A 26,809-nucleotide genomic window follows, 5' to 3' on the forward strand; every position below is an offset into this window, starting at 1 on the left:
AGGCAAAACAAAACCCGGCATTTACCGGGTTTTGAATGGTTGGTTTGAAGTTTGCGTCAGTTTGTAACTTCAGTAATGGTTTTAATTTAGATTATTGTCTATCCTGAGCATTTACGGTGGCGCTAAGTCCGCTTAGGTCGTCCCTATAGGACCATAATTCTACTCGATCGCCGTTTGTCGCTGCTTCCACGTCCTTCAAAAATTTCGTAAAACTTCCTTCACCATGTACTTCTTCAAACTTTTTTGGAAAAGTATCTTCACGACCCATCCATCCGGAATTGCTGAAGAAATTTACAAAGGCCATATCTCTGCCATCTGCAGTATCAGGCATTTCATTAGTGTAAACACCATAGGTTTCATCAGGATTTTTTTCCATATTTACCTTCGTAACTCTTTCCAGGATACTGATCATTTCAGGATACTTAAATCTTTTGAAATCCACCATGAATACTGACAAATACTTCAGTTCAAAATCATTGGAAAAATTGGAGAATTTAGGGTGAAACCTCCAGTAGGTAACATCGCTTTCGGCAGTAGTATAAGGAACTACATTTTTGCTCCAGTCCTCATCGTGCCCATCCGCTGCAGGCCTGCTATCCATTGCGCTCCATGGTAATGGACCCATTGCCCAAATATATTTTCCGGCATTTTTACCATTGCTAACCCAATAAACACGCGCACCATGCGTACCCTCTGCATGGTATTTTTTGTTATGTGCGGCTATACCCGCTTCAAATTCTGCGGTTTTAGACGGGATGACTGTTAACATTACATTTTCCATGACCACGTATTCGTCAGTGCCCTGGGATGTTACAAATAAAGGAATAAGGAACATCAGATAAAGAAATTTTCTCATTTTGTTTTGATTTTAATTATAGGTTAGAAATTTATTTTACAGTTTAATACTAGCTCTTGGGAGGTGTTAATGTGTATCCTAATTGACTTAACATATCCATATTGTCAAAAAAGGAATCTTCCTGAACGGCCAGACCATTGCTGTCAAAAGTCCAAACGCTAAATCCATGGATCTCTATTTTTTTACCGGTCGGCGGATTATCCATAAATGGCCCTGTGTTGGTGCCTGTGCAGGTCCAGTATAGATAAGACTTACCATCTTTTAGAAAATAGGAATCCATCTTAACTTTGAAATCCGGGAAACCGGTATGGAATTGGTTCATCATGTCCGCGTATTCAGACTGGTTACTGGCTTGTCTTGTACCATTAGAGTTTCTAATTACATTAGGCACCGTTAGCGACTTAAAAGCTTCGACATCATTAGTGCTCCAGGCTTCAACCATCTTATCGTGGTTGTCCATAATTGTCTTCTCAATTTCAGGCATATTTTTCATCTCCTCAATTTCACGGAGTGCAGTTTGCATGATAGAGTTATCCCAAAAGCCATTTTCCTGTACTATCTTGCCATCAAGAACTCGCACGGAAAGATGCACGGGTAATACTATTGTTTTGTTATTTGCTTTAAGTGTGCCTTCCCACTTGCCCCAGAAATTAATCCATGTATTCCCGTTATCACTTATAATTTTTTCATAAGTAACATTATCTCCAAACCCATAGGAACTTAAAAGGGCAATATTAGCTTTATGTCCTTCCATAGACTGGGAAACGGTAATACTGTCATCCCATTGATTATAGTAGACTTTGGCGGTGTCCGCGTATTTTTCCATCCAGCTTTCCCAATCGCCTTTTTCATAATCGGCCAGCAATCCTTTTACAAGGTCAATCTCTGGTCCTGTTGTACTATACCTCTCCGCTTTTTGCTCACATGCCATAAAAAGGGATATGGCAAGGCCAATTAATAATATTTTTTTCATTTAGTTTTTTAAATTATTGTTTTAGTCTAATTTTCCATTTCTTCTTCCTCGACTTCCATCTCAGATTGAATTTTTTGCATAACTGCCATATATTCAGATAAATCATAGTACGCGTGCTCTTCCACTATTTTGCCATCCACATATTGCACGGTAAGATGAACCGGAATTATTAATTTCTGGTTATTGGCAGCAATGGTTCCTTCCCATGTACCCCAGAAGTTTACCCATTTTTCGTTTTTATCGTCAACTACCATCTCGTAGAATATATCCTTGTCTGTAAATCCATAACCAGATGTAGCCGCAAGCAAACCTTTGAGTCCTTCCAGTACTTCTGCCGGTGAGCTTTCGTCCAGCGTGTTATGCGATAATTTAGCAGTATCGGCGTAATGCGACATCCAGGTAGTCCAATCTCCTTCATTATAGGCTTTAATATGAGCTTTTGCAACATCTATTTCCGGTGAAGAAGAGAAGTACCGGGGTTCTGCATTTTTGCAGCTTATAAAAAACACAGTAGCCAGTAAGATTAAAAGAAATTTTTTCATTTTTTTCATTTTTAATGGTTAGAAAATAGTAAAAACCCCAGTAGTTGATCGCAACTATCGGGGTGAGGTTGTTAATTTTTATTCTGATGGACTATAACCCATATCTGGTCTCATCCTTCCTGAAACTACTTCAAATTTCATTAAGTGGCTCCTTAATTCACCATATAATTTGGGCCATTCATCACCCAGAAGCTCATTGTTGGCCGTTACTTTCGCACTGTAGTCCGCAGGATTCTTTGCAGCTGCCGCTACCATATAAAATTCACCTCGGGTACCAAAACCACTTTTGTAAACCCTGTAATAGAATTTTGAACCTTTACTGGAAAACAAATTTGTTACAGCTTCCATTGTCTTTTTTACCATGGCACGGTTTGAAGGTGAAATATGGAAGTAGAAGAATTTACGATAATCTTCGCCTTCGGGTGTTTGAGTGATCCCTTCTGGCATATAAGACAGTGACTTGTCTAAATGTAAGATATAATCCTGTTCAACTTCATAGCATTCATCCATTCGGTTAAATAAATTATAAAAGGTCTCTTTCCCCATTTTCTCCATCAGGGTTTTGAATACAGGCTTGTCAATATCCGCCATATTTGCAATAGGGGATACCCATAAATAACGGTCGTCTTCTGTGTTGGTTACTATGGTGCTAAGCTCCTGTATGTTATGTTTTTTCATATTGTCCGTAAGTTCTTTGCAAATAGCTTCATAGTCAGCTACCTTAGAGGGTTTTACTACATCCTCATGTATCCAATATGCCTGTGTACTGCTAGCTTCCTGGGCAATACCTATTGCTCCGGTAAGTGTTAGTAACAATAAACTAGTTAATAATGTCTTTAATCTTTTCATCGGTGATTCAATTTTGGTTAAACATAATTAGTTAATATAGAATTTAAATTATTCAAGTATTGGTGATTTTAGGCTATAACCCAGTTGCTGCAAAAGGTCGAGTTCGTTATAATACACATCTTCCTTATACAGTTTTCCCTCTTCAGTGAAATAAAGGTGGGAAAGCCCCTGTATCTTAATTTTCTTTCCTGTGGCTGGCATTTCACCAAATTCGCCGGTATTACTTCCAGTACACTCCCAATTCATAAAAATATTATTGCCTTCAATATATGCATCGCTAAACTGAATTTTCAGATCAGGAAAGCCGGTAAAAAATACATTCATATGAGCCGCCATTTCATTTTCATTTTTGGCAACATTTATACCGTTGAGCATCCTAACAAAATTGCTATCAACCAAATCATTCAGTTTGGAGACATTCTGATCATTCCAGCACGAATCAATAAATACATTTAAATTTTTGTAAAGTTTATCGTTCGTAGAAAATTCCGCACTTTTGTTTTCTTTTCTGCATGCCGTAATTGCAATGGCTAACACAAAAATATAAATGATAGATTTGGACATGATTTTCCTCACAGATTACCCGATTAGCATTTATTATGCCATTGGAGTATGCTAAAGAAGCAAAATCCCGACACCAATAAAAGCAGATAAGGACGAACAGCTCTATTTAATGTCCGAATGTCCTTTTTCATTTAACGAAGCAATTTTTGTTTAAAAGTTGTATATTTAAAAATTGCAGGTCCCCATCGATTATTTTTAAACTATCATGGTAAGCCGATTTTTTACGGTTTTGATTTTCTCGGCGTGCTCATTTTTGAGTACTAAACTTCTTCAGGCCCAGATTATAGACTTCGCCAGTGAAAATTCCTACAATAAAGTATTCGTTGATACAGATAATTTTGGAATTTCCTACCTGGAAATCCTGGAAAGGTCCTACCCGTTAAGCAAACCAGATACGGTCCAATTCAATATCCTTAATGACCTTGCTTATTATTGGCATACAAGGAATTTAACCAAAGCCCTAAGTTTTACAAAAGAAGGTTTGCAACTAACCCGTGAAAAACAAGATACCTTATGGGAAGGCAGGTTTCAAATAACTGAAGGAGCCATTCTCCTAAGGATGGAAAAACTGGATAGTGCAAGGTTTGTTTTGGAATCTGCAATGAAAAAAGTTTTGAAGAAAGACTTACCATTACTCTATACTCAGCTTGGCTATGTTAGTGAAAGACAGGGAAAACTGGATAAGGCTGCCGATATTGCTATGGAAACCTTTTTGTTGGGGGAGGAATTGAAAGATAAAAGGGCAATGGCAGTGGCATTTAGTGATTTGAGTAATTTATTTTGGAAACAATCACGCTTTGAAAAGGCATTGGAATATGGGTTAAAGGCTTTAACTCTTTTTGAAGAAAGAGGGTTAAGCGACCTGGATTATGATTTTACACTCTACCTGGTTGGAAATTGCTATATGGCACTCAATGAGCATGAAGAAGCTCTTAAATATTATGAACATTCCATAGCGATTGGAGAACGATATGGCTTTTTTAATAACCTGTGCGACGTATATATTTCTATGGTGTACCTAAGGGCCTATCTCAACGATTTTGAAGCCGCAGACCTTGCAGGGAAAAGAGCCATTAAATATGGGGAATTGCTGGATAATAACTTTATGTTAATGCGTTCCTGGTTATCCATAGGAAAGTCGCAAAACCTGCAGGGAAAATACATCTCTGCAATTGAGAGCCTCAAACGAAGTATTGAAATTGCTACCAGCGATTTTGGGGATGACTTTTATCTTAGTCAGGCCTATGAGGAATTGGGTAAGGCCTATGCCGGAAATCACAATTACAGAGAAGCATATCAGGCCTATGCGGAGTATGATAAGCTTAAAAAGGAAATTTTTACTACCAAGGCAGATCAGCATATTTCTTTATTGCTCACGGAGTTTGACGTGGCTCAAAAGGAGAGCACTATAATGGTGCAGGAAAATCAAATAAAAAAACAAAGATCAAGGCAAACGCTTATGATTCTCATTGGATGTCTGCTTCTGTTCATTTTATTGCTATTATATAACACTATCCAAACCAATAAGAAGAAAAACAGACTGCTTAAAAAGCAAAATGACGAGAAAGAATATTTGTTGAAGGAAATACATCATCGTGTAAAGAATAATTTGGAAATAGTATCCAGTTTATTATCCCTGCAATCTGAACAGGTTGGAGATTCAAAGGTGGCCGATGCCATGCAGAAAAGTCAGAACAGGGTTCATAGTATGAGCATGATTCACCAAAAACTTTATCAGGGCAAAAGTTTTTCATCTATAGAAATGAAGGAATATTTCAGGAACCTTGGGAATTATATAGTAGATATCTACGGGGCATCAGACAGAATTCAGATTATGTGTGAGATGAAGGAATTACAGCTGGATGTGGATACGGCCATTCCTATAGGTTTAATTGTAAATGAATTGCTTACCAATTCTTTAAAATATGCATTTCCGGAAAATCGTAAAGGGCTTATAAAAATTAGCCTTGTTGCATCAGGAAATCAGTTGCACCTCGATGTGTCAGATAACGGAATAGGCAGAAATTATCAGGATAAAGTTCAGGGTACCGGCTTTGGCACCCAGTTAATAGATTTACTTACAAGACAATTAGAAGGCAAAATGTCCTTAAATATTAAAAAGGGAACAGCAGTTTCCTTTGAATTCCTGAACCATAAAGCAGCTTAAACATGGATAATGTAATTAGAATTTTGATTGTGGAAGACGATATGATTATCGCAGCAAATCTCTCATTGCAATTAACAAAGTTGGGTTATGAAGTTATTGGCATTGTTTCACGAGGCGAAGACGCTATTAGTAATGCAAACAAAAATAAGCCTGATATCATTTTGATGGATGTAAATCTAAGAGGTTCAATTGATGGCATAGATGCAGCTATCGCCATTCATCTCGAAAATGAAATACCTATAATATACTTAACTGCCAACAATGATGACAGCACTTTTGCCAGGGCAAAAGAGACGCAACCTTATGCTTTTATTTCCAAACCATTTAACAAATTGAATCTTCAGCGCACGATTGCGTTGGTTGTAGAGAAAATAAAGGATAATGGAAGTCTGAAACAATTTCGGCCCGAAAGTAATTTACAGGTTTTGCCTGATCGTATTTTTGTAAGGTATAACGGAAGAATGGTAAAAATATTAATGGACCAAATTCTTTATATAGAGGCAGAACGGAATTATTGTAATATCTATACTACTCTGGGTAAATACCTTGTTGTGAGCACTTTAAAAGCAATTGAAAATGAACTTAAGGCAAGTTGCTTTTTGCGTGTCCACAGGTCATTTATAGTCAATATTTGCAAATTGGATGTTATAGCAGATAGTCATCTGGAGATAGGCAGAAAGGTTATTCCGATAAGTAAGTCGTACAAGGAATTTTTACTTGGAAGATTGCACACCATTTAAGGGTTAAAGCATTCCCTCTTCTGTAAACTAATTGTTTCCTTTATTTTAAATGCTTGCATTTCATTGCTTCTGCTATAGCTTGCCCACCGCATGTATCACTTTTTTTTAATTCCTCAATTATTTTTGGATGATCATCTTCACGACCTTGTGATAACTTATAGGCTGCCTGAATTTCCTTGATTTCAATCTCAAAACCCACAACACCTTTAATTTGTCTGAGGGTACTACCGGATAACTCATTAAGGGAAATAGGATTTTCTGATTTATGCTCATATTTATCTACGAGTTTGTGAAGAGAGGCCATCAGCGCATTTTCGTCCTGTATTTTTAACAACCCATAGACATGTACTGCAACATAATTCCAGGTAGGAACTTCTTCTTCCGCATACCAGGACGAAGAAACATAACTATGCGGACCATTAAAAACACAAAGTACTTCACCGCCTTGGTCAAAATATTTCCATTGTGTATTTGCTTTGGCAATATGACCGCAAAGGATATCATTGCCATTACTGTTTTTGTCTAATTCCAGGGGGATATGAGTTGCCCAGGGCTTGCCTTCTATTTGATTTATTAAAATACCAAACGAATTATTTATGATGAATTCCCGGACCTCTTTAAGGTTTTCATTTCGATAGTGCTGTGGGATATACATGGTTTTAGTGTTATTTATTCCTGCGGAAGCTGAAGCTAAATTACAATTAGTCATTCTAAAACTACAGTTCAGGCATTCTTTTTTATCAGATAAGGTTTTTAGGAGCATTTTTGAACCAGTAAGCTTTGAATCGCAATAAAATGAAAAGCAAATTAGTACTACTATCATTTTTGATAGGGTTTTCAGTTTTTGGTAAGGATAAATATACGCAGGGCATGCAACAGGAATTTACGCTTTGGGGGAATAGCAATTTTATTTATGCCAGGACTTTGGCTCTGATCCGTGATTATCCCGGAGTCATCTTTTCTAAGGTTGCATGCGACGAGGATTCTTGCAAATACCTTGTAAGAGATTCAGCTCCTTCGTGGAAAGATCCGGGGCCGTCATTGGAACTTTTTGTTAACTTTAAACCCGTAGGCCCATTTTATCTCAATAGGGAAAATGATAGCACTCTAATGACCCATAAAAATTTTAGTAACCATAAAATAATGAATAACAAAGGTTGTAAATAATGAAATATCTGTTTAAGACATTCATGGTAGGAATATTGGTAGGATTAATCCTGTCAGTTATCTTTCTTGGTATTGAATTCTTTGCCAATGGCTCTGCTCAATTTAATAAAGAATTTTTTGTAGGTGTTGGTTATACCTTGCTTTATTCCGTAGTACTCACACTTATTAACAGTTCTTTTTTTGTCTATTTAAATAGGCGCGTTGTATGGAAAAAGTACAGCAAGTATAGATTGGTCATAGGGGCTGTTGGTGGAATAGTTATAACCATGATTGGTATTCTTTGGATACGAATATTGATTCGGATGGGATTTGAAGGAGCCAATTGGGAGGAGTTCCTTGCCGGTGAAAGGACCATATATTACCTGATAGCACTAATAATTACCATAGTTATCTCCATTTTTTTTCATGCACTTTACTTTTACAGGGCTTTACAGGATAAAAAAGTAAAGGAACAAACGATAATTGCCGGAACAGCTTCAGCCAAGTTCGATGCTTTAAAAAATCAACTGGATCCTCATTTCTTATTTAATAGCCTTAATGTGCTTACCAGTTTAATTGAGGAGGATCCGGATCAGGCTCAAAAATTTACGACTTCACTATCTAAAGTTTACAGGTATGTGCTGGAACAAAAAAACAAAGATCTCGTAACCGTTGACGAGGAACTGCAGTTTGCCAAAACATATATTCGATTATTAAAAATGAGATTTGAAGACAGCATTGTCTTTGATATTCCTGAAAAGTGTAGTGATCCTGAAGCTAAGATTGTGCCACTATCCTTGCAGCTTTTACTGGAGAATGCAGTTAAACACAATGTTGTAACCAGTGCAAGACCATTGCATATTAAGGTTTTTGAAGAGAATGGGGCGCTTGTCATTTTGAATAATTTACAAGAGAAACAGGTGGTCAAGAAGAGCAGTGGGGTAGGGCTCAGGAATATTCAGCAGCGTTATAGTATCCTGTCGGACAAAGAAGTAAAAATAACAAAAACCCCGAAGGAGTTTAAAATTGCATTACCTATGCTTACAAAGATGGTTAGTATGCAGGAATCGCAACAAATCTATATTAGTGACAAGAGATATCAGAAAGCCAAAGAACGGGTAGAAGCAATTAAAGGATTCTATGGAAATCTTACTGCATATTGCATTGTAATCCCTTTTTTGGTCTGGTTAAATTTAAGGTCAACAGGTTTTCCCTGGGCAATCTTTCCTGCACTGGGATGGGGTTTTGGCCTATTAATGCATGGAATGGAAGCTTTCGGCTACAACCCATTATGGGGTAAGAATTGGGAGGAAAGGAAGATAAAGGAATTAATGGATAATGATAAGTTTTAGGATAGGTTCAATCCTACCCGGAATTACAATTCATCAGTCTAAAAATACGATTGAGAAACTAATATTCAGAAGATCCATCAACATTTCAGAATTTTGGCTTGTAATTAAAAAACGGAAATTTTAACCAAAGAGGAGTTATGGGAAACAATAGAAATGATGCGGGCTTTTTAAGGGCAAAAAAGCGGGTAACAGCTATAAAGGAATTTTATGTAAGTAGTACTTTGTACTGCATAATTATCCCTGTCCTGATATGGGTAAACTATCAGACTACCAGCTTCCCATGGGCCATTTTCCCTGCTCTTGGCTGGGGCCTGGGCCTTGTGTTTAAAGGCATGGCGGCATTAGGAATCAATCCTTTGTGGGGACAAGAGTGGGAGAACCGAAAAATACAGGAATTGATGAACAAAAATAATTTATAAGTAATTCTGAAAATTGAATACTGCAGTCGCTTACGATGGCAACTTTTATAAGCGATATAACTTTTAACAATAATATCATGGAAGATTTTAGCAAAGAAACCAAGTACCTGAGGGCCAAAGAACGCGTGGAATGCTTAAAGAAATTTTACGGAAATATAGTTTCGTATATACTAATAATTTCCTTTTTGGCAATCCTAAATTACTGGACTAATGAATGGCGGAATATGTGGTTTTTGTGGGCCGCATTCGGATGGGGAATTGGGATAATATTTCATGCCATTAAAACTTTTAATCTAAACCCTTTTTTTGGAAAGGGTTGGGAAGAGCGAAAAATTAAGGAGATCATGCGGGAAGATGAGCATAAAAACAGGTGGGAGTAGATAATAGATATAAATAAAATACTAATGGAAGCTGAAGATCAAAATAAGCTCGAAAGGGCTAAGAAAAGGGTAGAAGAGATAAAAGGGTTTTATATTCATTTGGCTGTTTACATAGTGGTTAATTCATTTATTCTTGTTAATATTTATATAAGGACAATGTACGAAGGAGAATCATTCTGGAAATTCTCCACATTTTTCACCTTGATATTCTGGGGCATAGGACTAGCCTTTCATTGGGCACATGTTTTTAATTTTAATCCTCTGTTTGGAAAGAAATGGGAAGAACGGCAAATTCAGAAATATATTGAAAAAGACAAACGCGATGCTGAAAAATTCAAATAGATCAGGCAATACCGTTTATTGCTCAATTATTTAGAAAATAACAGCTATTAATTAAGGGATTGGAATGAATGCATTGATTATAGAAGATGAAAAACCAGCAGCACGGCGCTTAGCCAGGTTACTGGGTGAACTTGATGTTGAAGTGTCTACTATGCTTCATTCTGTGGAAGAAGCTATAGATTGGTTCCGGAAAAATGAACATCCGGACCTGATCTTCCTGGATATTCAATTATCTGATGGATTGTCCTTTGAAATATTTGATCTCGTGGAAGTGAGAAGTGCTATTATTTTTACAACTGCCTATGATGAATATGCATTGCAGGCTTTTAAACTTAACAGCATAGACTATCTTCTAAAGCCAATTGATGATGAAGAGTTGGAGAGCGCAGTCAAAAAATATCAAAATCTAAAACCAGATCAAAGTCAGATAATTCTTGATTTTGATGATATTAAAAAATTCCTGGTAAACCCCCTTGAAAGAGAATACAAAAAAAGATTTACCATTAGACTGGGACAACATCTGAAAATTATTAATGCAGATGAAATTGAATGTTTTTATAGTGAAAATAAAGGCACTTATGCTGCAACCAAAGAAGGGAGAAACTACCTGATGGATACAACTTTGGAAAACCTGGAAAATGAATTATCACCGCAAATTTTCTTTAGAGTGAGCAGAAAATTTTATGTCAATATCAACTACATAAAAGATATTGTTTCTTACACTAATTCTCGCTTAAATATCAAATTAAATCGCTTTAATGAGCAGGAAATAATCGTTAGTAGAGAAAGAGTTAAAGATTTTAAGTTATGGTTAGAATAAACCTAATTAAAAATTTGATATAGAGGAACTTAGATGCAACTATAGATTTTTCTTATAGTTGTTTTTTATGCGCTTTTCAGGACTTTTTTCCTACCCTGTTGTCATCAAAGGCAGAGGGAAGTAATTTAGGTATCAATTTAATAAAAATTGGTAATAAAACTGCCCCGCCGGGTAATAAAAATATAGCCAGGGACGGGATACTTTTAAAAATGTCTATTAGCTGATTCTGAACTTTTTTCTTCTCTTCAGAACTAAGGTCTTTTACGGTAGACTTGGATAGCAGCTGCATCAATTCTTTGCTCTCCGATAATTCTTTTTGAAGCCTTTTACTATTTCTTAAAATTAGTTTATTGACCACTTTTGCCATGCTGTCATAAAACTGAATTGCCATGTTGGGGTCTTCAAGAAAAGGAATATTTGAAGAGTTTTTTTCAAAGAAGGAAGTAATTTCTTCCAGTGATCGGGAAATCTCACTTTTCTCAAAACCCAGATCTTTGCCTATGCCAAAGATAAATTCGGATTCCTTATACTCAAGTGTTTTATCTTCCCAAACTGTAAGACATGCTACATCCAGAAAGTATTGATTTTCCCAGATAGCCGGGTTATTCATTATCTGATCTCTGTAGGATCCATCAAATTTTTGTTTTTCACCATCAATAAATGTCATTGAAGACGTAAAAAGTTGAGCCAGACGTTCGTCTTTTTTGTTTTTCTCCTTAGAATTCAGTGCATGTGAGGTGACATTTATGGTTAAGTATTCAATGGTTTGTGCGTAGTCCCTTAAATTTTTTCCGCCTTTCAAATAATATTTGAAGGTAAGAACGTCAATAAATAATAGTGAGTTTGTGATTATCCTGTTAAAGGTTTTGCTAAATACATTGTCGTCAAGGTAAACTCTGGAGTCAATTAGCTTTTCAAGCTGATTGGAAGTTTTACTGCTTGCAAGGATTTTATTGAGAAAAGAAATGTTACTAATATTGAGTTCCTTATAAAATTGGAAAATTGTTTGAAGAAAATCATCAAAATCAGAACTGCTGCGTTCTAATTTAAATGTAAAAAATAAGGCTGTTAGCAGGTTAATCTTTGCTTTTTCATCCTCAGACAAGGTGTGTTCAGGGACTATAAAACGCGGAACCTTAATATTCAAACCATAGACAAAGCCAGAAGTTTTAAGACCCCCGTATAGATCCCTGAAATCTGAAAAAACTTCAAGATTATCTTTTACATCGTACCCAAATTTATCAATCCAACCAGATGCGGATGGGTTCATTGGCTTAATCTTTTAAACATTCAAAGTAAAACAAAATATAGGACATACCATTTGTTGATTTTAATTTTACTGCCCAAAATAGCCTCTTTTTTGAATTCATCAACTTAAATTTAAACGCTCCGGAGTAGTCTGTTTGATTTAATTTTTAGGTTTGGATGTGTTCCGTTTATCGAATATTTGGGTTTTTTTTAACAAAATATAGATGAAATACCTATATTTCAGGTTCAAATGCTATCAGAGCATCTCTGCAATGCCCCAAGTATTACAGAAATCTGAGTTTATTTATTAGTACGTTTTCGAGAATTTAACCCAAATCAACCTCGTTATGGAATACTATATTTTTACTGTTTGGTTTATTATTATGTCATTTCTATTGTATAAAATATTCATGGCCCACTATTATTTGAGAAAAACTCAAAGTAGAGGCATGAATCAATAACAGGAATGCAAATTTGGAAATTCTTTGGACAAGGGATAACAGACCATTAAAAAAGGCTGCTTATCAGGCAGCCTTTTTTAGTTAAAATTATCTGCTTTTATTCAATTATACCGGTACAACTTACTCTCGCACCTGCTGCCCCGCTGGGTTGGGATGTAAAATCATCAAAGCCCTGATGGACAATAACAGCTTTGCCCAAAATATTCTTATTTTCATCCTCACAGCCAATACACCATTGGTCCGTGCTAAATTCTACAACTGCATTACCATCTTCATCTGCAGTGAAATTTCCGATGTCGCCTTTATGATACCCTTCGTCTGCCCCCCACTTTCCATGAGGTTCATGTGTAGGATTCCAATGCCCTCCGGAGGACGTACCATCATCTGAAGAACAATCTGCCTTTTCATGGATATGAATTGCGTGTTCTCCTGCGCTAAGCCCGCTTAATGTGGCTTTCATTGACACTGTCCCGTTTTCTTCTGTAAAAACAACTTCACCCTGCACATTACTGTTGCTTTTGGGTTCCATGGAAAATTGGATGACTTCCACATTTGCTTCCTCTGCAATTTGTTGCACGGGTTCATCCGTTGCAGACTGGCCTTCTTTTTCGGCCTTTTTAGCATCTTTACAGTTATAGGCCAGCACAAGAACCATACTTAGTGCTATTAATTGTATTCTCTTCATTTTTTTTATGTTTTATGATATTTTGAAAGTTAAGGAATATTCGTTGGTAAGTCAAAACAATAATTATAATGATTTGTAAAATATGATCGGAACCTGTTTTAATGGCACTTGCTATATCGGTAAAAAGGATGCCTTAATGTGCCTTCCGGACCCTCAGATTCTCATTAGCAAATATTCAATAATGCCTTATTTCCTTGAGTAATTAGATAAGATTTCCTTTGTCTCAACCTTTTAGGTGCGTAATAACTTGTGTCTCACTATGCAGGGTTTTGTGCACAGGGCATTTATCTGCTATTTCCAGGATACGTTGTACCTTTTTCTCATCAATACTTCCGGTTAGCTTTAATTCTCTGTGAAAAGTGTCAATTTTTGTACCCGGAGATTCGCAATCCTGGCAGTCCTCCGCATGCGATTTGCTATATGAGGTATGTACTTCAACATTCTGCAAGTCCCAGCCTTTTCGTTTTACATACATCTGAATAGTCATTGCAGTACAAGCAGACAAGCCTGCCGAGACCAGTTCATATGGAGAAGGTCCAAAATCATTACCACCAAATTCTTCCGGCTCATCAGCCATCATATAGTGATTACCCACTTTCATTGAAGTCGAAAATCCATCTTCGGAATCCAGGCTGGCCACTACCTGATGTTCAGAACTAACTCTTTTATCCGGAGGAATTTCAAGGTAACGTTTTGCCCAACCTGAAATTACGCTGCCCGTGTAGGTTGAATCTTTTTTATTTGAAAGCAGGTGATCAGCCCCGTCTAAAGAGATAAAGCTCTTTGGGTGATGCGCAGCAACATAAATATCTTCGGCATTCTTAATAGCCACAATCTGATCTTGCGGAGAATGCATTATCAAAATTGGTTTGCGCAGCCCTTTAACTATTTGCGGAAGTGTCTTTCTTTCCAGATCCTCCAGAAATTGTTTTTTTATAGTGAAATCCCGTCCACCTATATTAACAACAGCCTTCCCTTTTAAGTTTATTTCTTCAATATTACTTCGTAATAAATTTTTTACGTGTACAGGGTCTGAAGGTGCGGCAATTGTGGCTATAGCCTTTATAGAAGTAATTTCCGAAGCAGCAATTATTGCTGCGGCCCCTCCAAGGGAGTGCCCTATTAAAAGGCCCGGCGCTTTGTAGGTTTTGCGGAGATACTCTGCTGCAGCTACTAAATCTTCCACATTTCCGGAGAAATTTGTGTCAGCAAAATCGCCTTCACTTTCCCCCAGACCGGTGAAATCAAAACGCAAAACACCAAAACCGTTGGAAGTAAGTGACTTACTTATATTTTTAATAGCCAGGAGGTTTTTATTACAGGTAAAACAATGTGCAAATAGCACAAAATTATGTGGAAGTTGATTTGCTGGTAACTCCAACCTTCCGGCAAGTTGCTGTCCCGACTTGTTATAAAAAATTACTTTTTGTAGGCTCATAACGCTATTTAATTAATTTGTAGTCGAATAAAAGATACAATACTTTCTTACAGGCAGAAACTCTTTAAAATCAGAAAGTAACCCTTAATAGCGGCAAAGGCATGGAATGGTTATTTTATATTACTATTTTTTCGGCGTAAATCAGGGTTATAAAAAACAGCAAATTGTAAACGATCGAAATTTGAAGTGTTAAAATGATTCTTCAAATACCCGAGTTGAAAACTTAAATTTTCGATAACATTGATCCCAAGAGCGGCATAAAGCCTGTTCTGGCCAAAGATTTCATCCTGAAGATTTAAAAACACCTCGTCATAGAAGTTGAGGAAAAGGGTTTTTGTAAGTGGAAGGGTTATTTGAAGTCTATACCTTGCTCTATGCTGGGTATCCGTAAATGACCCTGAGCTTAAAAACCGTTGCTCGAAACGGAATCGGTGTTCAAATAAAAGTTTCCAAACTTTATTTTTAAGGATAAATTGCTCAAAAATCCTGTTTTCCAGCAATTTATTTTCGTTCGGGATATCTTCAAATGTAGTATCGGTATCAATGTATCCATAACCTATTGTAGCTATTGCATCTGAATTAATATGGTAATTAAGGCCAGTTCGCAGCAATAATTGATTGAAATTACTCGTGGTCTCATAATAGCGAAACTGAGCTTCGGAATGAATGCTAAAGCGCTCTGAAATTTTATTAGTACCAAAGTACATATACCACGCACCTAATTTGTCTTCCCCTGTTTCCTGCGCTTTGCTTAAGGAGACGACCAAAAGGATTAAAATAATCGCAAATTTTCTCATTTGTAAATATCTTTTAAATAAAACTATAAATTTCAAGCTCGCTTTAATGTCAAAATATTATTAAAGCGAGCTTATATATTGAATTATAATATTTAAAATAAATTAATTCACTAGTATTCAGGGTTTAAGAACCGGAATTCATTTCCATTGTTTCACCATCATTTATAGGGGTGCCTTTATCTTGCTTCAGATATACATCTAAAAATTCCAGAATCTTACTATATGCTTCAATCTGATTTTCCTTTTTTTCAAAGCCATGACCTTCGTCTTCAAATAAGACGTATTCTACCGGAACACCATTTTTTCTAACTCCTGCAACAATTTCATCAGATTCTACCTGCAAAACCCTGGGGTCCTGGGCGCCTTGTAAAACAATCAAGGGTTTAGTAACCTTATCTGTATGGTATAAAGGTGAAATTTTTCTAAGCCGAACAGAATCAGCACTATTGGGGTCTCCCAATTCCTTAAAAAGTGCATCTTTAAAGGACTCCCACCATGGTGGAATACTTCGCAGTGTTCTTATCCAGTTGGTAACTCCGAATAAATTTACTCCTACTGCAAATTCATCAGGGGTATAGGTAAGTGCAGCCATAGTCATATAGCCGCCATAAGAGCCACCTATGATACCAATCTTAGATGCATCAATTTCTGTTTGTTGGGAAAGCCAGTTTTTACCCTCAACACAATCTTTTAAATCCTTATCCCCATGATTTAAATCGTCCATCTGATAAAATGTCTTTCCATAACCGCTGCTCCCTCTGTTGTTCACCGCAAGGATCGCATAGCCATGGTTTACCATATATTGCACTAGGGAATTAAAATTTTGTCTTGACTGTCCTCCGGGACCACCATGCACCCAAACCAGCGCTGGTACTTTGTTTTCAGCATTAGCCTGATGCGGTTTATAATAAATGGCTGGTATTTCAACCCCATCAAAAGAATTAAATCGTATTACTTCTGCTGTAACCAGATGTTCACCTTTAATTTCAGGGTTTAAAACGTTTGTAAGTTGATTTTGCTCTTTCGTTTCTAAATCATATACAAATAAATTAGATGGTGTATTTGAACCCCCGGCATAAAACCTCATAGTCTTTTCATCCTTCGAAAAACCTACATTGGTAATACTGGTATTATCAAATTTGGGTAGTTCAATATTTTCACCTGAAGCCACATCTTTAACTTCAATAACATTTTTGGCATCTTCATTTATATAAGTCACCTGGTAGGTGTCATTTTCAGTAAAATAACTTCCAACAATATCCCAATTCCGTTCCATGACTTTTTCACGGGAGCCATCGGCAATATTATATTTCATGAGGTAAGCAAATTCCGCACCATCGTCTGTCGTATAATATAGCGATGAACCATCTTTGGAAAAGTCCTCATAACTATTAGCACTTTGATTTGGATTTATTTTTGTTGCAGATTTATCCTCCAAGCTATAAAGAAACATATCGCTATCATTAGTGTTTATGGCCTTACTAAGGGGAAGATATTTTTTATCATGTGAGATCCCACCAATATCATATCCTTCATCGTTTTGATAGAGCAGGGTAGGACTAAAACTCTCTAAATCCATCTCATAAAGATCCATATACCTCTTATCCCTTTTATTAGAGGTAAAGAAAAAGCTTTTATTGTCATCTGCCCATACATAGAAAATCGATCTGGCACCTTCATAAGGAGTAAGGTCAGTGTGTGTTCCTTCTCCATCCATTAGATAGATATGATAAATTTCATCACCATTATTGTCCATTTCAAACAGCATACGTTCGTCTTCCGGGAAATAGGAAATGGAAAAGACAGAGGAGCTATCAGATGCAGTAACCGGGACAAAATCTCCTCCTGATGAAGCAACTGTGTACATATTATAAATACCTGAACGGTTGCTGGTAACTAATAATTTTGATTTATCCGGGGAAAAACTACCACCAAAAACACTTTCATTATCCATCATTTGTTTTATAGTATATGTCTCGAGAGTTTCTGCAATGTTTGGTTTTGTTTGGTTTTTTTCCTGTTTACAACTCCAAATAGTAACGGCGATTAGCAGTACGATCAGTTTTTTCATATTTACCATAGTTTTAAGATTGATAGTTAAATTATAATTACCTTAAAAAAGAAAGAAGAATGATCAATTTTTATTAACGGAAATAATTGACATTCTGGAATTAAAGAAAGGCACTTAGGATTAGCAGCTAAATATACCAAAAAGTTACATTGCAAATCTTAATAGCTTGTTAATGGTATTTTGCACCTCAATTTCAGAAATATTAAAAAGTCCTTTTCTTTAAATTCAATTCTTTTTAATACTCTTTATGAATGTGGTTGAATTAAGGCTCCCTTACATAGATTTCTCCATCCTTCATTACAAACTTAACGGATTTTATTGCCGAAATATCGTCGATGGGGTTGCCCTGAACAGCGATGACGTCAGCTAAAAAGCCTTTTTTGATCTGCCCAAGGCCATCGAGATGGAATACTCTGGCATTTATTGAAGTTGCAGATTTTAATACAGCTAATGGGGTCATACCATATTCGATCATTAATTCCATTTCCCGATAATTTTCACCATGGCTGAAAACACCTACATCGCCACCAAAAATAATCTCAACCCCAGATTGAAGAGCTTCCTTAAATGAAGCCTTTTTTTGGATAATTCTGTTTGGCACGGGGCCTTTACCTTTTATCCAACCACCATATTGGGCAACAGATTCCCCTGCAGCAAGCGTAGGACAAAAAGCAACATTGTTTTCTTTCATTAAATTAAACGATTTCAAGGTTCCAAAATCCCCGTGCTCAATGGTTTCCACACCTGCAAGAACTGCCCGTCGGATTCCCTCAGGGGTGCTTGCATGGGCTACGACGTACCTTCCCGCGGTTTCAGCCGTGGCTACCATTACTTCTAGTTCATTCAGTAAAAAAGTAGGTTGCGCCGGCTCTCCGGTTTTCCACCTGTAATCGGCATAGACCTTAATGAAGTCTGATCCATTACCAATCTGCCTGCGTACTGTTCTAATTGCCTCATCAATTCCACTTACCGTTTCGGCTCCAAGCGGAACGGTAACACCTTCATGAAATCCTTTAGGACCGTAAGCTCCGGTAGCTACTATTGCCGGGCCCGCAACAAGCAAACGCGGTCCGGGAATAATCCCTTCATCAATAGTTTTTTTAAGATATACATCGGTATAGCCCGCTCCCTCAGCGCCCAGATCCCGCATCGTGGTAATTCCGGCCAATAGTGATTTTTTCGCGTAAACCGCGCCTCGGATTGCTCGTTCTGCAGAAGATTCTTTAAGTACCTGGTCATTCCAGCTGGTTTCATTATAAGGGTGAAGCAGGAGATGTGAATGCCCCTCTATTATCCCCGGCATAAGTGTCATCCCCTTAAGTAAAATAGTATCTTTTATAATTTTTACAGGACATTTATCAGGAGGTCCGGCATACGCAATAACATTGCCATCCACAACGACTATCCAATTGGTAAATAAAGCTTCTCCATCAAATACCCTATCGGGAACTAATAGGGATTGACTCTGCATTACGGTACTTAATAGCAAAAAGAATAAGAAATATAGTTTTTTCATTTTTATGTCTTAATTGGGGTATAGTATTAATCAATAAATATAATTATCGGTTTAACAGCTTCCGAATTTTAATGAATAAAAAAATAAAGAAGGAATAACCGATAAAAAAGGGAATGATATAGTGGTCCAGTTGAAACATGAACATTATACCTATGAGTAAAAGCTGAAATCCAAGTCCAAAAGTAGAAACGGCTGTCATTAGCCAATTAGGTAGATTTGGACTATCAACTGCATTTCGGTCCAGTCGATAAATTATGCGGTCAAACATTCCATAGAAGAGGTTATAGAGCCTAAAAAGAAAATTCACCGTTTCCTGGTTTTCTCCTTTCATAGCTTTTGGCGGGTCATGTTCAAAAATTCGGCTAGTAGTATCCCCATTGAATTTATTTCTTAGAATAACATAATAATAGTTATAAAGAGTTCCCTGCAACTGAATGCCTATAAATGCCAGGATAGTAAACCAGATTGAACCTTCCGTAACGTACCAGATAGCAACCAAAATCAGAAGGTTTAGGATAATGTCGGAAACAGAATCCAAATATCTCCCGGTGTAGGAAGGCTGATTTTTAATCCGAGCTAATTCTCCGTCTGCCGCATCCAGGATTGATTTTAATACCAGAAAGAATGCTGCAGCCCAGTAATAGTGGTTTAGGATACATAAGATACCGAGAAGGCCCGAAATTATAAAACCTATGGTGACATGAATAGGGGTAATAGTTGTGGTTTTTAAAGAATTTGCAATGATTTTGGCAATGGGTCTGCCATAATCTGAAAGGTCTATAAATTGATATTCCTTTGGTAATTTAGACATCGCATTTTAAGCCGATACTTCGGAAGATATTAATAACGACAACACGCTTGCTTAATATGCAGTAAAGGCTTTACACAAAAGTAACATTAAATTTACAAATGGAAAACTTAGTCATTTGCTCACAGGTTGTGAATCTATTTGGCAGAAGCACTTTTTGCAATTATTTGTAGTTTTTGATCAATATCTTCCTTGCTTAACCAAACACCCCGGACCATTACACCCGTCAAGTCTTTTAGGGCACCTATGTCTTCCATTGGATTGGAATTAACAAGTAAAATATCTGCGGCCATCCCTTCCTTTAATTGCCCGAAAACATCTTCCATATCAAAAAATCGCGCCGGGTTAACTGTTCCCGACCTAATTATTTCTATTGGGGTTAATCCTGATGCTGCCATTCCTTCTATTTCATGATGGATGGAAAATCCCGGAACGTTAAATAACTGAGGCGCATCGGAACCCAGAAGTAATCCATGTCCCTTTTTGTTAAGCAAATAGATGAGTTTTCTTCTTATCTCAATAAAGATTTCCCACTGCTTTTTGTCAAAATTCGTTTCCGGACCGGTAGATGCTTCCTTACGAACTTTCCAATTTGATAAAGTTGCTTCAGACATGTATTTCATTTCTGGCTGTTGAAGCAGTGTCTCTCCATCTACGGGAGCAAACCATCTTTCAAAAAGGCTTTGGGTAGGTACAATCCAGACTTTATTCTTTTCAGAGAGTTCAACAAGTGCCTCAATTTTGGCAGTATCTGCCAGTTTGGTGAAATTGTAGCCAAAAAACCCATTATCATTTGGATCTACATTTGCCGAAGCCGGCACCAAACCTTCTAAAAAACCATCAACATGGTCTATTGAGGCATATTTACTATTAAGGGCATGTTCAATACCAACATCAACAGGTACATGCCCTGAAAATGTAATCCCTGCTTCATTGGCTGTTTTAACTAATTCGTCAAACACATCGCGTTTAATTCCAGGATGGATTTTTAAAAAGTCATAGCCGTCATTTTTATAGGATATTACTTTGTTCCTGGCTTCTTCGGCAGTGGTAACAGAATTTCCATTTAAAGAAGGACTTGAAGTGAAAATCCGGGGGCTCAACAGCTCTCCCTTTTCAGCTGCTTTTCGGAGCTCCAGATGAGAGGGATGACCTAACATTCCCCGTATGGTTGTAATACCGTTGGAGAGATAAAGAAAAAGGATTTCTTCTGTCCTTTCTTTAGAAGTGGGGGGCGAAGGAATATGGGCATGCATTTCGGCCAGACCGGGCAACGCATATTTCCCTTGACCGTTTATCACTGTTTTATAAACTTCGTTATTTTCTATACTGGCCACAATTTTCTTGATCCTGCCTGAGTCTATGACGATTTGCCTGTCGGGGATAAGATCCCCAGTAACTGCATCAATTATGGTAACATTGGAAATTAAAATAGCCGTATCACTTATTTTATCCTGTGCCTGATTACAGGAAATAAGGAATAAAACAGCACCAATAATAAATAGTCTTTTCATGGGTTTAATTTTTTTCTATTACAGCTTCTTTTAGAAGTATGCCCAACTCTTCGGAGTTATAAACCGCATCTCCTTTTATTACAAAATCAATCTTTTGTGTGTTCGAGATATTCTCTAATGGATTTTCGGCCAATAAGACAAGGTCGGAAATTTTACCTTCAGCTATTGACCCATAGTCTGTGTCTTTTTTTAAAAACCTGGAACCGTTATATGCCGATGCTTTAAGCGCCTCCAAAGGAGACATGCCCGCATTAACCAGGGCCTTCAGTTCTTTATGCAAAGAAATCCCAGGATAAACATAGGAATTGTAGGCACCACAGTCTGAACCTGCAAGGATACCAACACCTGCCTTATTTAAATTGTTAGTCAATTCACCAAAAAAATGATCTAAATTCTTCCTTTCTATTCTGCGTTCGGCACTGGCCCTAAGAGCTCCGTTAATTCTACCCTCATAGGTTTTAATAAAGGCCTCTTCCAAATATTTTAAATAGGTATCCTCCTTGTGGTCTGCTTCATCTAAATAACTCAAAACCTTACCAATATAAAGTGTTGGCACCACGTAAACGTTGTTGGCTTTTAATAGTGCAAATGTCTTTTCTGCAGTACTTTCTTCATAGCTGTCCAGTAGTAAAGGCATTGCTCCCCAAAATCCTATGGATTCGGCCTGAAGTTGTTTCGTAACATTTGCTTCCATAGATGAACAACCTTTCATAACGTAATAGAGATGCTCTATTGCATCTATTCCTGCTTCAATGGTTTCATCCAAATTTACTGTAAAAGGCATATGGCCAGATGTAATTAAGCCTCTTTTTTCGGCCTCTTCAATGGTTTTCAGATATAATTCACCGCTAATTCGGCTATCGTACAATTTAACAAAATCAGTTTTCAAAGAAATCAGTGAATCGAGGGCTATTTGGACATCCAATTCATTATCGACTTCCAGAGAACCGGTCCAGGTAGCATTAGGGCCATCAATTTTTGGACCGGAAGTAAAGATCTCGGGACCTGTTAAATTTCCTTCGGAGATACTCTTTTTCCATTGCAATACACTTGGTGTGAGATCACCGCCTGCATCTCTCACAGTTGTTATTCCGTTTGCAATAAATAGTTTTAAAAATTTCCTGTTGTTTGAAATAAGGTTTTTACCACCTCTGAAATGTACGTGGTTGTCCCAAAATCCGGGTACTATATACTTGCCTTCAGCATCTATAAGCTTATTTCCGTTATAAAGGAGGGGGCTATCCGGGTTCTCCAGGTTTTTGATCCGACCATTGGAAATATAAATATCCTTTTGCGTAATTTGGCCGGTTTCCAGATCAATTATCTTTCCATTTTGAATAATAATATCAACGGTTTCCTTTATATTCCGCTGACATCCGGCCAGAATTAAAGAGGACAAGAAGAAGAGGGATAATTTTTTTGGGAGACGCGACATAAAAAATAGGATCAAATTCCCTACAAAGAACGTAATTTTCTAACAGTCTAATAATCTGACAGCAGTAAGGAACTTAAATTTACGATTTTTTAGAGAAATTTAGTTCGTATCGTTCCCATCCATTTGGGAATTGACAGATTCTATGCTTATATTTAGCGCTTGCTTTTTAATCAAAACTTTTACCTAAAACTGATGAAAAATACTTTTCTTGTGGCATTGGCTTTCTGTTGTCTTCTAATCGTTGGATGCGAATCCAAAAAAAGAGAGGGAAATCCGAAGGTGTTGGTATTCTCCAAGACAATGGGCTTTAAGCATTCTGCCATTCCTGATGGAATTGCCGCAATTCAAAAACTGGGGGCCGAAAATAATTTTGAAGTCGATACGACAAAAAATGCTGCCGTCTTTGAGGAGGACTCTTTAAAACAATACTCGGCGATTATATTTATGAGTACCACAGGAAATATTTTGGATCATAAGCAGGAAGCCGGTTTTGAACGATATATTCAGGCAGGCGGAGGTTTTGTCGGGGTTCATGCGGCTACAGATACGGAGTATGATTGGAATTGGTATGGCAAATTGGTTGGAGCCTATTTTCACAGCCACCCTTCAGGGACCCCGGAGGCAGACTTTATCATAAAGGATCGTTCTTTCCCGGCAACCAGTTTCTTCGCCGATACCATATGGCACAGGACGGACGAAATGTACAATTTCAAGAAAATAAATCCGGATATAAATGTACTTATTACTATTGATGAAACTACCTATGAAGGTGGTATTAATGGGGATGACCATCCTATGAGCTGGTATCATGAATACGATGGCGGCAGATCCTTCTATACTGCGCTGGGGCATACCCCGGAAACCTATGGTGATGAAAAATTTTTGAAGCATTTATTAGGGGGCATAGAATACGCTATTGGGGATAATCTCAAACTTGATTATTCTAAAGCAAGTTCGCAGATACCACCGGACATTGATAGATTTTCCAAAGTTTCCCTTATCGGGGGCAGTGAATTCATGGAACCAACCGAAATGGCCATATTGCCCAATAATGATGTACTTATAGCACAGCGAAGAGGAGAAATTATGCACTATAGTGCGGAAACCAAAGAATTAGAGCAGGTTGCCTTACTTGATGTTTATCATAAAGCATTGATCAACTCTGATATAAATGCGGAAGAAGGACTTATGGGATTGCAGAAAGATCCCAATTATGCGCAAAACAACTGGATATATGTTTATTATGCCCCGACGGGTGATGAATCTGTAAACAGACTTTCCAGATTTAAGTTTAAGGATGGGGTTTTTGACATGGATTCCGAACAAAAAATTCTGGATGTTGGAAGCCAGCGTGAGATATGTTGTCATACTGGTGGCTCCATTGCCTTTGGCCCCGGGGGTCTTTTATATTTATCTACCGGAGATAATTCGACGCCATTCAATGAAAAAGATGTAAAATATGTAAATAGTGGTTACGCACCCTTAAATGATCTACCCGGTAAACAACAGTATGATGCACGAAGGTCATCTGGAAATACTAATGATCTGAGAGGAAAAATACTAAGGATAAAAGTAAATGAAGATGGTTCTTATGATATCCCCGAGGGTAATTTATTCCCTGTGGGAATGGACAAAACCAGACCTGAAATTTACACCATGGGGCATCGAAACCCTTACAGAATATCTGTTGATCCTAAAAATGGCTATTTATACTGGGGTGATGTGGGCCCTGATGCCAGGGTAGATAGCCTGTCAACCAGAGGTCCAAGGGGATATGATGAAATGAATCAGGCCAGAGAAGCCGGTAATTTTGGCTGGCCACTTTTTATTGCGGATAATAAACCTTATTTCGAATACAATTATGAAACAGGAGTTAGCGGTGCAATCTTTGACCCGGAAAAACCAATTAATAATTCAAGTAATAACACAGGATTAAGAGAACTTCCTAAAGCTATGTCTGCCTATGCATTTTATCCATATGTAGAATCTTCAGATTTTCCGCAGGTTGGGACTGGAGGAAGAAATGCAATGGCCGGCCCGGTTTATTATTCAGATCTGTACAATGGGCCTAACACATTGCCCGGGTATTACGACGGAAAGGTTATTATCTATGATTGGATGAGAGGCTGGATGAAAGCAGTAAGCCTTTTTGAGGATGGAACATACAACAAAATGGAACCTTTTGCTTCGGATATTGAATTAAACAGCCTGATAGATATGGAAGTTGGGCCAGATGGCACATTATACCTCCTTGAATATGGTAGTGGGTGGTTCTCAAGAAATGATGATTCGGGATTGAGTTATATGCAGTATAACGGCGGTAACAGACCTCCCGTTATAGACCATATGATTGTAAACAAGACCTCGGGTGTTTTACCTTTAAGAATTTCTGCGGAAGTTGAGGCAAGGGATAGAGAGAACGATGAAGTAAAATATCTATGGGATCTTGGAGATGGCACTACGATGGAGACCAAAGATTCTTCTATTGAGTACACTTTTGATAAGGTAGGAGAATATGGGGTGTCTGTTAAAGTAATAGATGATGAAAATGCTGCCGCTACCAGTGAAACGGTAACTGTGGTTGCAGGAAATTCGAGACCTGTGGTTAAAATAGATCTTAGTGGAGGTAACTCTTCATTTTTTATGCCGGGGGTTCCTGTTAATTATTCTGTTTCCGTGGATGATCCAGATGGTAACAAAGATATTGATGAAGCCAATATATTTGTTTCTGTTGATTATATGGAAGGAATGGATGAAGTAAACCTTTCATTGGGTCATAAGGAGGTCTCCGCAGTTGTTTCCGGAAAAGCGTTAACCTTATCCATGGACTGTAAAACCTGCCATAAAGTAAACGAGGCTTCAATTGGCCCATCCTATTTGCAAATTGCTGAAAAACACAAAGGCGATAAAAATGCAACCAGCTATTTGCAGGGTAAAATTAAATCCGGCGGTAACGGTGTTTGGGGTGAAGTGACCATGCCTGCACATCCTAATATTACCAACGCTGAAACCGGACAAATTACGAGTTATATTCAGTCTTTAGTGGAAGATGTTGCGGCGAAAAAGTCTCTCCCTGCCAGGGGAACAATCGTCCCCAATCCTACACCAGGGTCTAATGTGTTTGTGCTGACAGCCAGTTATACTGATTCGGGTATTGGTGAAGCCAAACCATTAACAGGGATAGAAAAGGTTTATTTAAAGGGTAGTACAATACCTTTTTCGGATAAAACTAAAACTAAAGGATTTAATCCCGTTTCGTTTGGTGGAATGGATTTACTCATAGTACCAGCCGAAAAGGGATGGTTTGTCCTGGAAGATATAGATTTAACCGGAATAAAAAAGGCACATATTAATGCAAGTTGGAGGGAGTTGCCTGCAACCGGCCTCGATTTTGAGATGCGATTAAATTCACCGGAAGGAAAATTATTGGGAAAAGGAAGCATGCCAAAACCGAAAAAAGGAGAAACCAGAAATGCCGTATCCATTCAGCTTGATGCAGAAACCAAGGCTAAAGCAGAAGAAATCTACTTTGTATATTTACCTAAAGAAGGTGATGAAAAAGGCCCCGGTACTGTTATTCTTAGAAATGTAATGTTTACAGCCAGGTAAGGATTTTAAATAATTAAATTAAGTCGGAGATAAGTGTCGTCAAAAAATGATCCTTAACTCCGATTTTTTCTTTACTG

The 26,809-nt window shown here is 37.5% G+C and carries 24 protein-coding genes; 9 read left to right on the plus strand and 15 right to left on the minus strand.

Translation table 11 applies throughout. The features are described 5' to 3' along the window. Window positions 1-91 precede the first annotated feature (91 nt). The 5 genes from G504_RS0103075 to G504_RS0103095 form a co-directional block, all read right to left on the minus strand. Window positions 92-856 (minus strand): hypothetical protein, encoded by a 765-nt coding sequence (locus G504_RS0103075; protein WP_051089553.1) that lies wholly within the window; start codon window positions 854-856, stop codon window positions 92-94. Window positions 857-905: 49 nt separating this feature from the next. After that, a complete protein-coding gene (locus G504_RS19070; RefSeq protein ID WP_019668671.1) occupies window positions 906-1,829 on the minus strand; it encodes a nuclear transport factor 2 family protein in 924 nt (307 codons plus the stop codon). A 26-nt stretch (window positions 1,830-1,855) separates the two neighbouring features. After that, window positions 1,856-2,371, minus strand: a complete 516-nt coding sequence (locus tag G504_RS0103085) for a nuclear transport factor 2 family protein (protein ID WP_026348359.1) — start codon at window positions 2,369-2,371, stop codon at window positions 1,856-1,858. Between the two features lie 78 nt (window positions 2,372-2,449). Beyond that, window positions 2,450-3,220, minus strand: a complete 771-nt coding sequence (locus G504_RS0103090; RefSeq protein WP_019668673.1) for a hypothetical protein — start codon at window positions 3,218-3,220, stop codon at window positions 2,450-2,452. Between the two features lie 48 nt (window positions 3,221-3,268). After that, window positions 3,269-3,784 carry an ester cyclase gene (locus G504_RS0103095; RefSeq protein WP_019668674.1) on the minus strand — a complete coding sequence of 172 codons (516 nt, stop codon included), beginning with the start codon at window positions 3,782-3,784 and terminating at the stop codon, window positions 3,269-3,271. A gap of 205 nt (window positions 3,785-3,989) precedes the next feature. On the opposite strand from G504_RS0103095, the gene G504_RS0103100 reads away from it, so the two are divergent. Together G504_RS0103100 and G504_RS0103105 are read left to right on the plus strand one after the other, a co-directional pair. After that, entirely contained in the window at window positions 3,990-5,951 is a 1,962-nt protein-coding gene (locus G504_RS0103100) for a sensor histidine kinase (protein WP_083930689.1), read from the plus strand. A 2-nt stretch (window positions 5,952-5,953) separates the two neighbouring features. Beyond that, window positions 5,954-6,691: a LytR/AlgR family response regulator transcription factor gene (locus G504_RS0103105; RefSeq protein ID WP_019668676.1), complete on the plus strand. Its 738-nt coding sequence runs from the start codon at window positions 5,954-5,956 to the stop codon at window positions 6,689-6,691. 40 nt (window positions 6,692-6,731) lie between these two features. On the opposite strand, the gene G504_RS0103110 is transcribed toward G504_RS0103105, so the two are convergent. Beyond that, the gene (locus tag G504_RS0103110; protein WP_026348360.1) at window positions 6,732-7,346 is read right to left on the minus strand and encodes an FMN-binding negative transcriptional regulator; all 615 of its coding nucleotides are present in this window, start codon (window positions 7,344-7,346) and stop codon (window positions 6,732-6,734) included. A 140-nt stretch (window positions 7,347-7,486) separates the two neighbouring features. Here G504_RS0103110 and G504_RS0103115 point away from each other — a divergent pair, with 140 nt between their 5' ends. The 6 genes from G504_RS0103115 to G504_RS0103140 all read left to right on the plus strand — a co-directional run bounded on the left by G504_RS0103115 (window position 7,487) and on the right by G504_RS0103140 (window position 11,150). Continuing rightward, on the plus strand, window positions 7,487-7,858 hold the full coding sequence (locus G504_RS0103115; RefSeq protein WP_019668678.1) for a hypothetical protein: 372 nt from the start codon (window positions 7,487-7,489) through the stop codon (window positions 7,856-7,858). After that, the gene (locus G504_RS0103120; protein WP_019668679.1) at window positions 7,858-9,189 is read left to right on the plus strand and encodes a 2TM domain-containing protein; all 1,332 of its coding nucleotides are present in this window, start codon (window positions 7,858-7,860) and stop codon (window positions 9,187-9,189) included. Before G504_RS0103115 ends, G504_RS0103120 begins: the two co-directional genes overlap by 1 nt. Before the next feature lie 137 nt (window positions 9,190-9,326). Beyond that, on the plus strand, window positions 9,327-9,608 hold the full coding sequence (locus G504_RS0103125; RefSeq protein ID WP_019668680.1) for a 2TM domain-containing protein: 282 nt from the start codon (window positions 9,327-9,329) through the stop codon (window positions 9,606-9,608). 77 nt (window positions 9,609-9,685) lie between these two features. After that, window positions 9,686-9,988 (plus strand): 2TM domain-containing protein, encoded by a 303-nt coding sequence (locus G504_RS0103130; RefSeq protein ID WP_026348361.1) that lies wholly within the window; start codon window positions 9,686-9,688, stop codon window positions 9,986-9,988. A gap of 24 nt (window positions 9,989-10,012) precedes the next feature. Continuing rightward, the gene (locus G504_RS0103135) at window positions 10,013-10,330 is read left to right on the plus strand and encodes a 2TM domain-containing protein (RefSeq protein WP_019668682.1); all 318 of its coding nucleotides are present in this window, start codon (window positions 10,013-10,015) and stop codon (window positions 10,328-10,330) included. Window positions 10,331-10,394: 64 nt separating this feature from the next. Then, on the plus strand, window positions 10,395-11,150 hold the full coding sequence (locus G504_RS0103140; RefSeq protein ID WP_019668683.1) for a LytR/AlgR family response regulator transcription factor: 756 nt from the start codon (window positions 10,395-10,397) through the stop codon (window positions 11,148-11,150). 76 nt (window positions 11,151-11,226) lie between these two features. Here the strand turns inward: G504_RS0103140 and G504_RS0103145 are convergent, their stop codons facing one another. The 9 genes from G504_RS0103145 to G504_RS0103185 form a co-directional block, all read right to left on the minus strand. Beyond that, entirely contained in the window at window positions 11,227-12,420 is a 1,194-nt protein-coding gene (locus G504_RS0103145; protein WP_019668684.1) for an LETM1-related biofilm-associated protein, read from the minus strand. Window positions 12,421-12,956: 536 nt separating this feature from the next. Next, the gene (locus G504_RS0103150; protein WP_026348362.1) at window positions 12,957-13,544 is read right to left on the minus strand and encodes a superoxide dismutase family protein; all 588 of its coding nucleotides are present in this window, start codon (window positions 13,542-13,544) and stop codon (window positions 12,957-12,959) included. Between the two features lie 223 nt (window positions 13,545-13,767). After that, window positions 13,768-14,982, minus strand: a complete 1,215-nt coding sequence (locus G504_RS0103155) for a bifunctional alpha/beta hydrolase/OsmC family protein (RefSeq protein ID WP_019668686.1) — start codon at window positions 14,980-14,982, stop codon at window positions 13,768-13,770. Window positions 14,983-15,092: 110 nt separating this feature from the next. Beyond that, the gene (locus G504_RS0103160; protein WP_019668687.1) at window positions 15,093-15,779 is read right to left on the minus strand and encodes a DUF2490 domain-containing protein; all 687 of its coding nucleotides are present in this window, start codon (window positions 15,777-15,779) and stop codon (window positions 15,093-15,095) included. 124 nt (window positions 15,780-15,903) lie between these two features. Beyond that, entirely contained in the window at window positions 15,904-17,850 is a 1,947-nt protein-coding gene (locus G504_RS0103165) for a S9 family peptidase (protein WP_051089559.1), read from the minus strand. A gap of 262 nt (window positions 17,851-18,112) precedes the next feature. Beyond that, window positions 18,113-19,366 carry a metal-dependent hydrolase family protein gene (locus tag G504_RS0103170; RefSeq protein ID WP_040443728.1) on the minus strand — a complete coding sequence of 418 codons (1,254 nt, stop codon included), beginning with the start codon at window positions 19,364-19,366 and terminating at the stop codon, window positions 18,113-18,115. Between the two features lie 43 nt (window positions 19,367-19,409). Then, window positions 19,410-20,177, minus strand: coding sequence for a CDP-alcohol phosphatidyltransferase family protein (locus G504_RS0103175; protein WP_019668690.1), 768 nt, complete (start codon window positions 20,175-20,177; stop codon window positions 19,410-19,412). 134 nt (window positions 20,178-20,311) lie between these two features. Further along, window positions 20,312-21,688: an amidohydrolase family protein gene (locus tag G504_RS0103180; RefSeq protein ID WP_019668691.1), complete on the minus strand. Its 1,377-nt coding sequence runs from the start codon at window positions 21,686-21,688 to the stop codon at window positions 20,312-20,314. A gap of 4 nt (window positions 21,689-21,692) precedes the next feature. Further along, a complete protein-coding gene (locus tag G504_RS0103185; RefSeq protein WP_240473020.1) occupies window positions 21,693-23,087 on the minus strand; it encodes an amidohydrolase family protein in 1,395 nt (464 codons plus the stop codon). A 228-nt stretch (window positions 23,088-23,315) separates the two neighbouring features. On the opposite strand from G504_RS0103185, the gene G504_RS18220 reads away from it, so the two are divergent. Continuing rightward, window positions 23,316-26,732 carry a ThuA domain-containing protein gene (locus G504_RS18220; RefSeq protein WP_019668693.1) on the plus strand — a complete coding sequence of 1,139 codons (3,417 nt, stop codon included), beginning with the start codon at window positions 23,316-23,318 and terminating at the stop codon, window positions 26,730-26,732. Window positions 26,733-26,809: the final 77 nt, after the last annotated feature.

The sequence above is a fragment of the Eudoraea adriatica DSM 19308 genome, from assembly GCF_000382125.1.
GTDB classification, from domain to species: Bacteria; Bacteroidota; Bacteroidia; order Flavobacteriales; family Flavobacteriaceae; genus Eudoraea; species Eudoraea adriatica.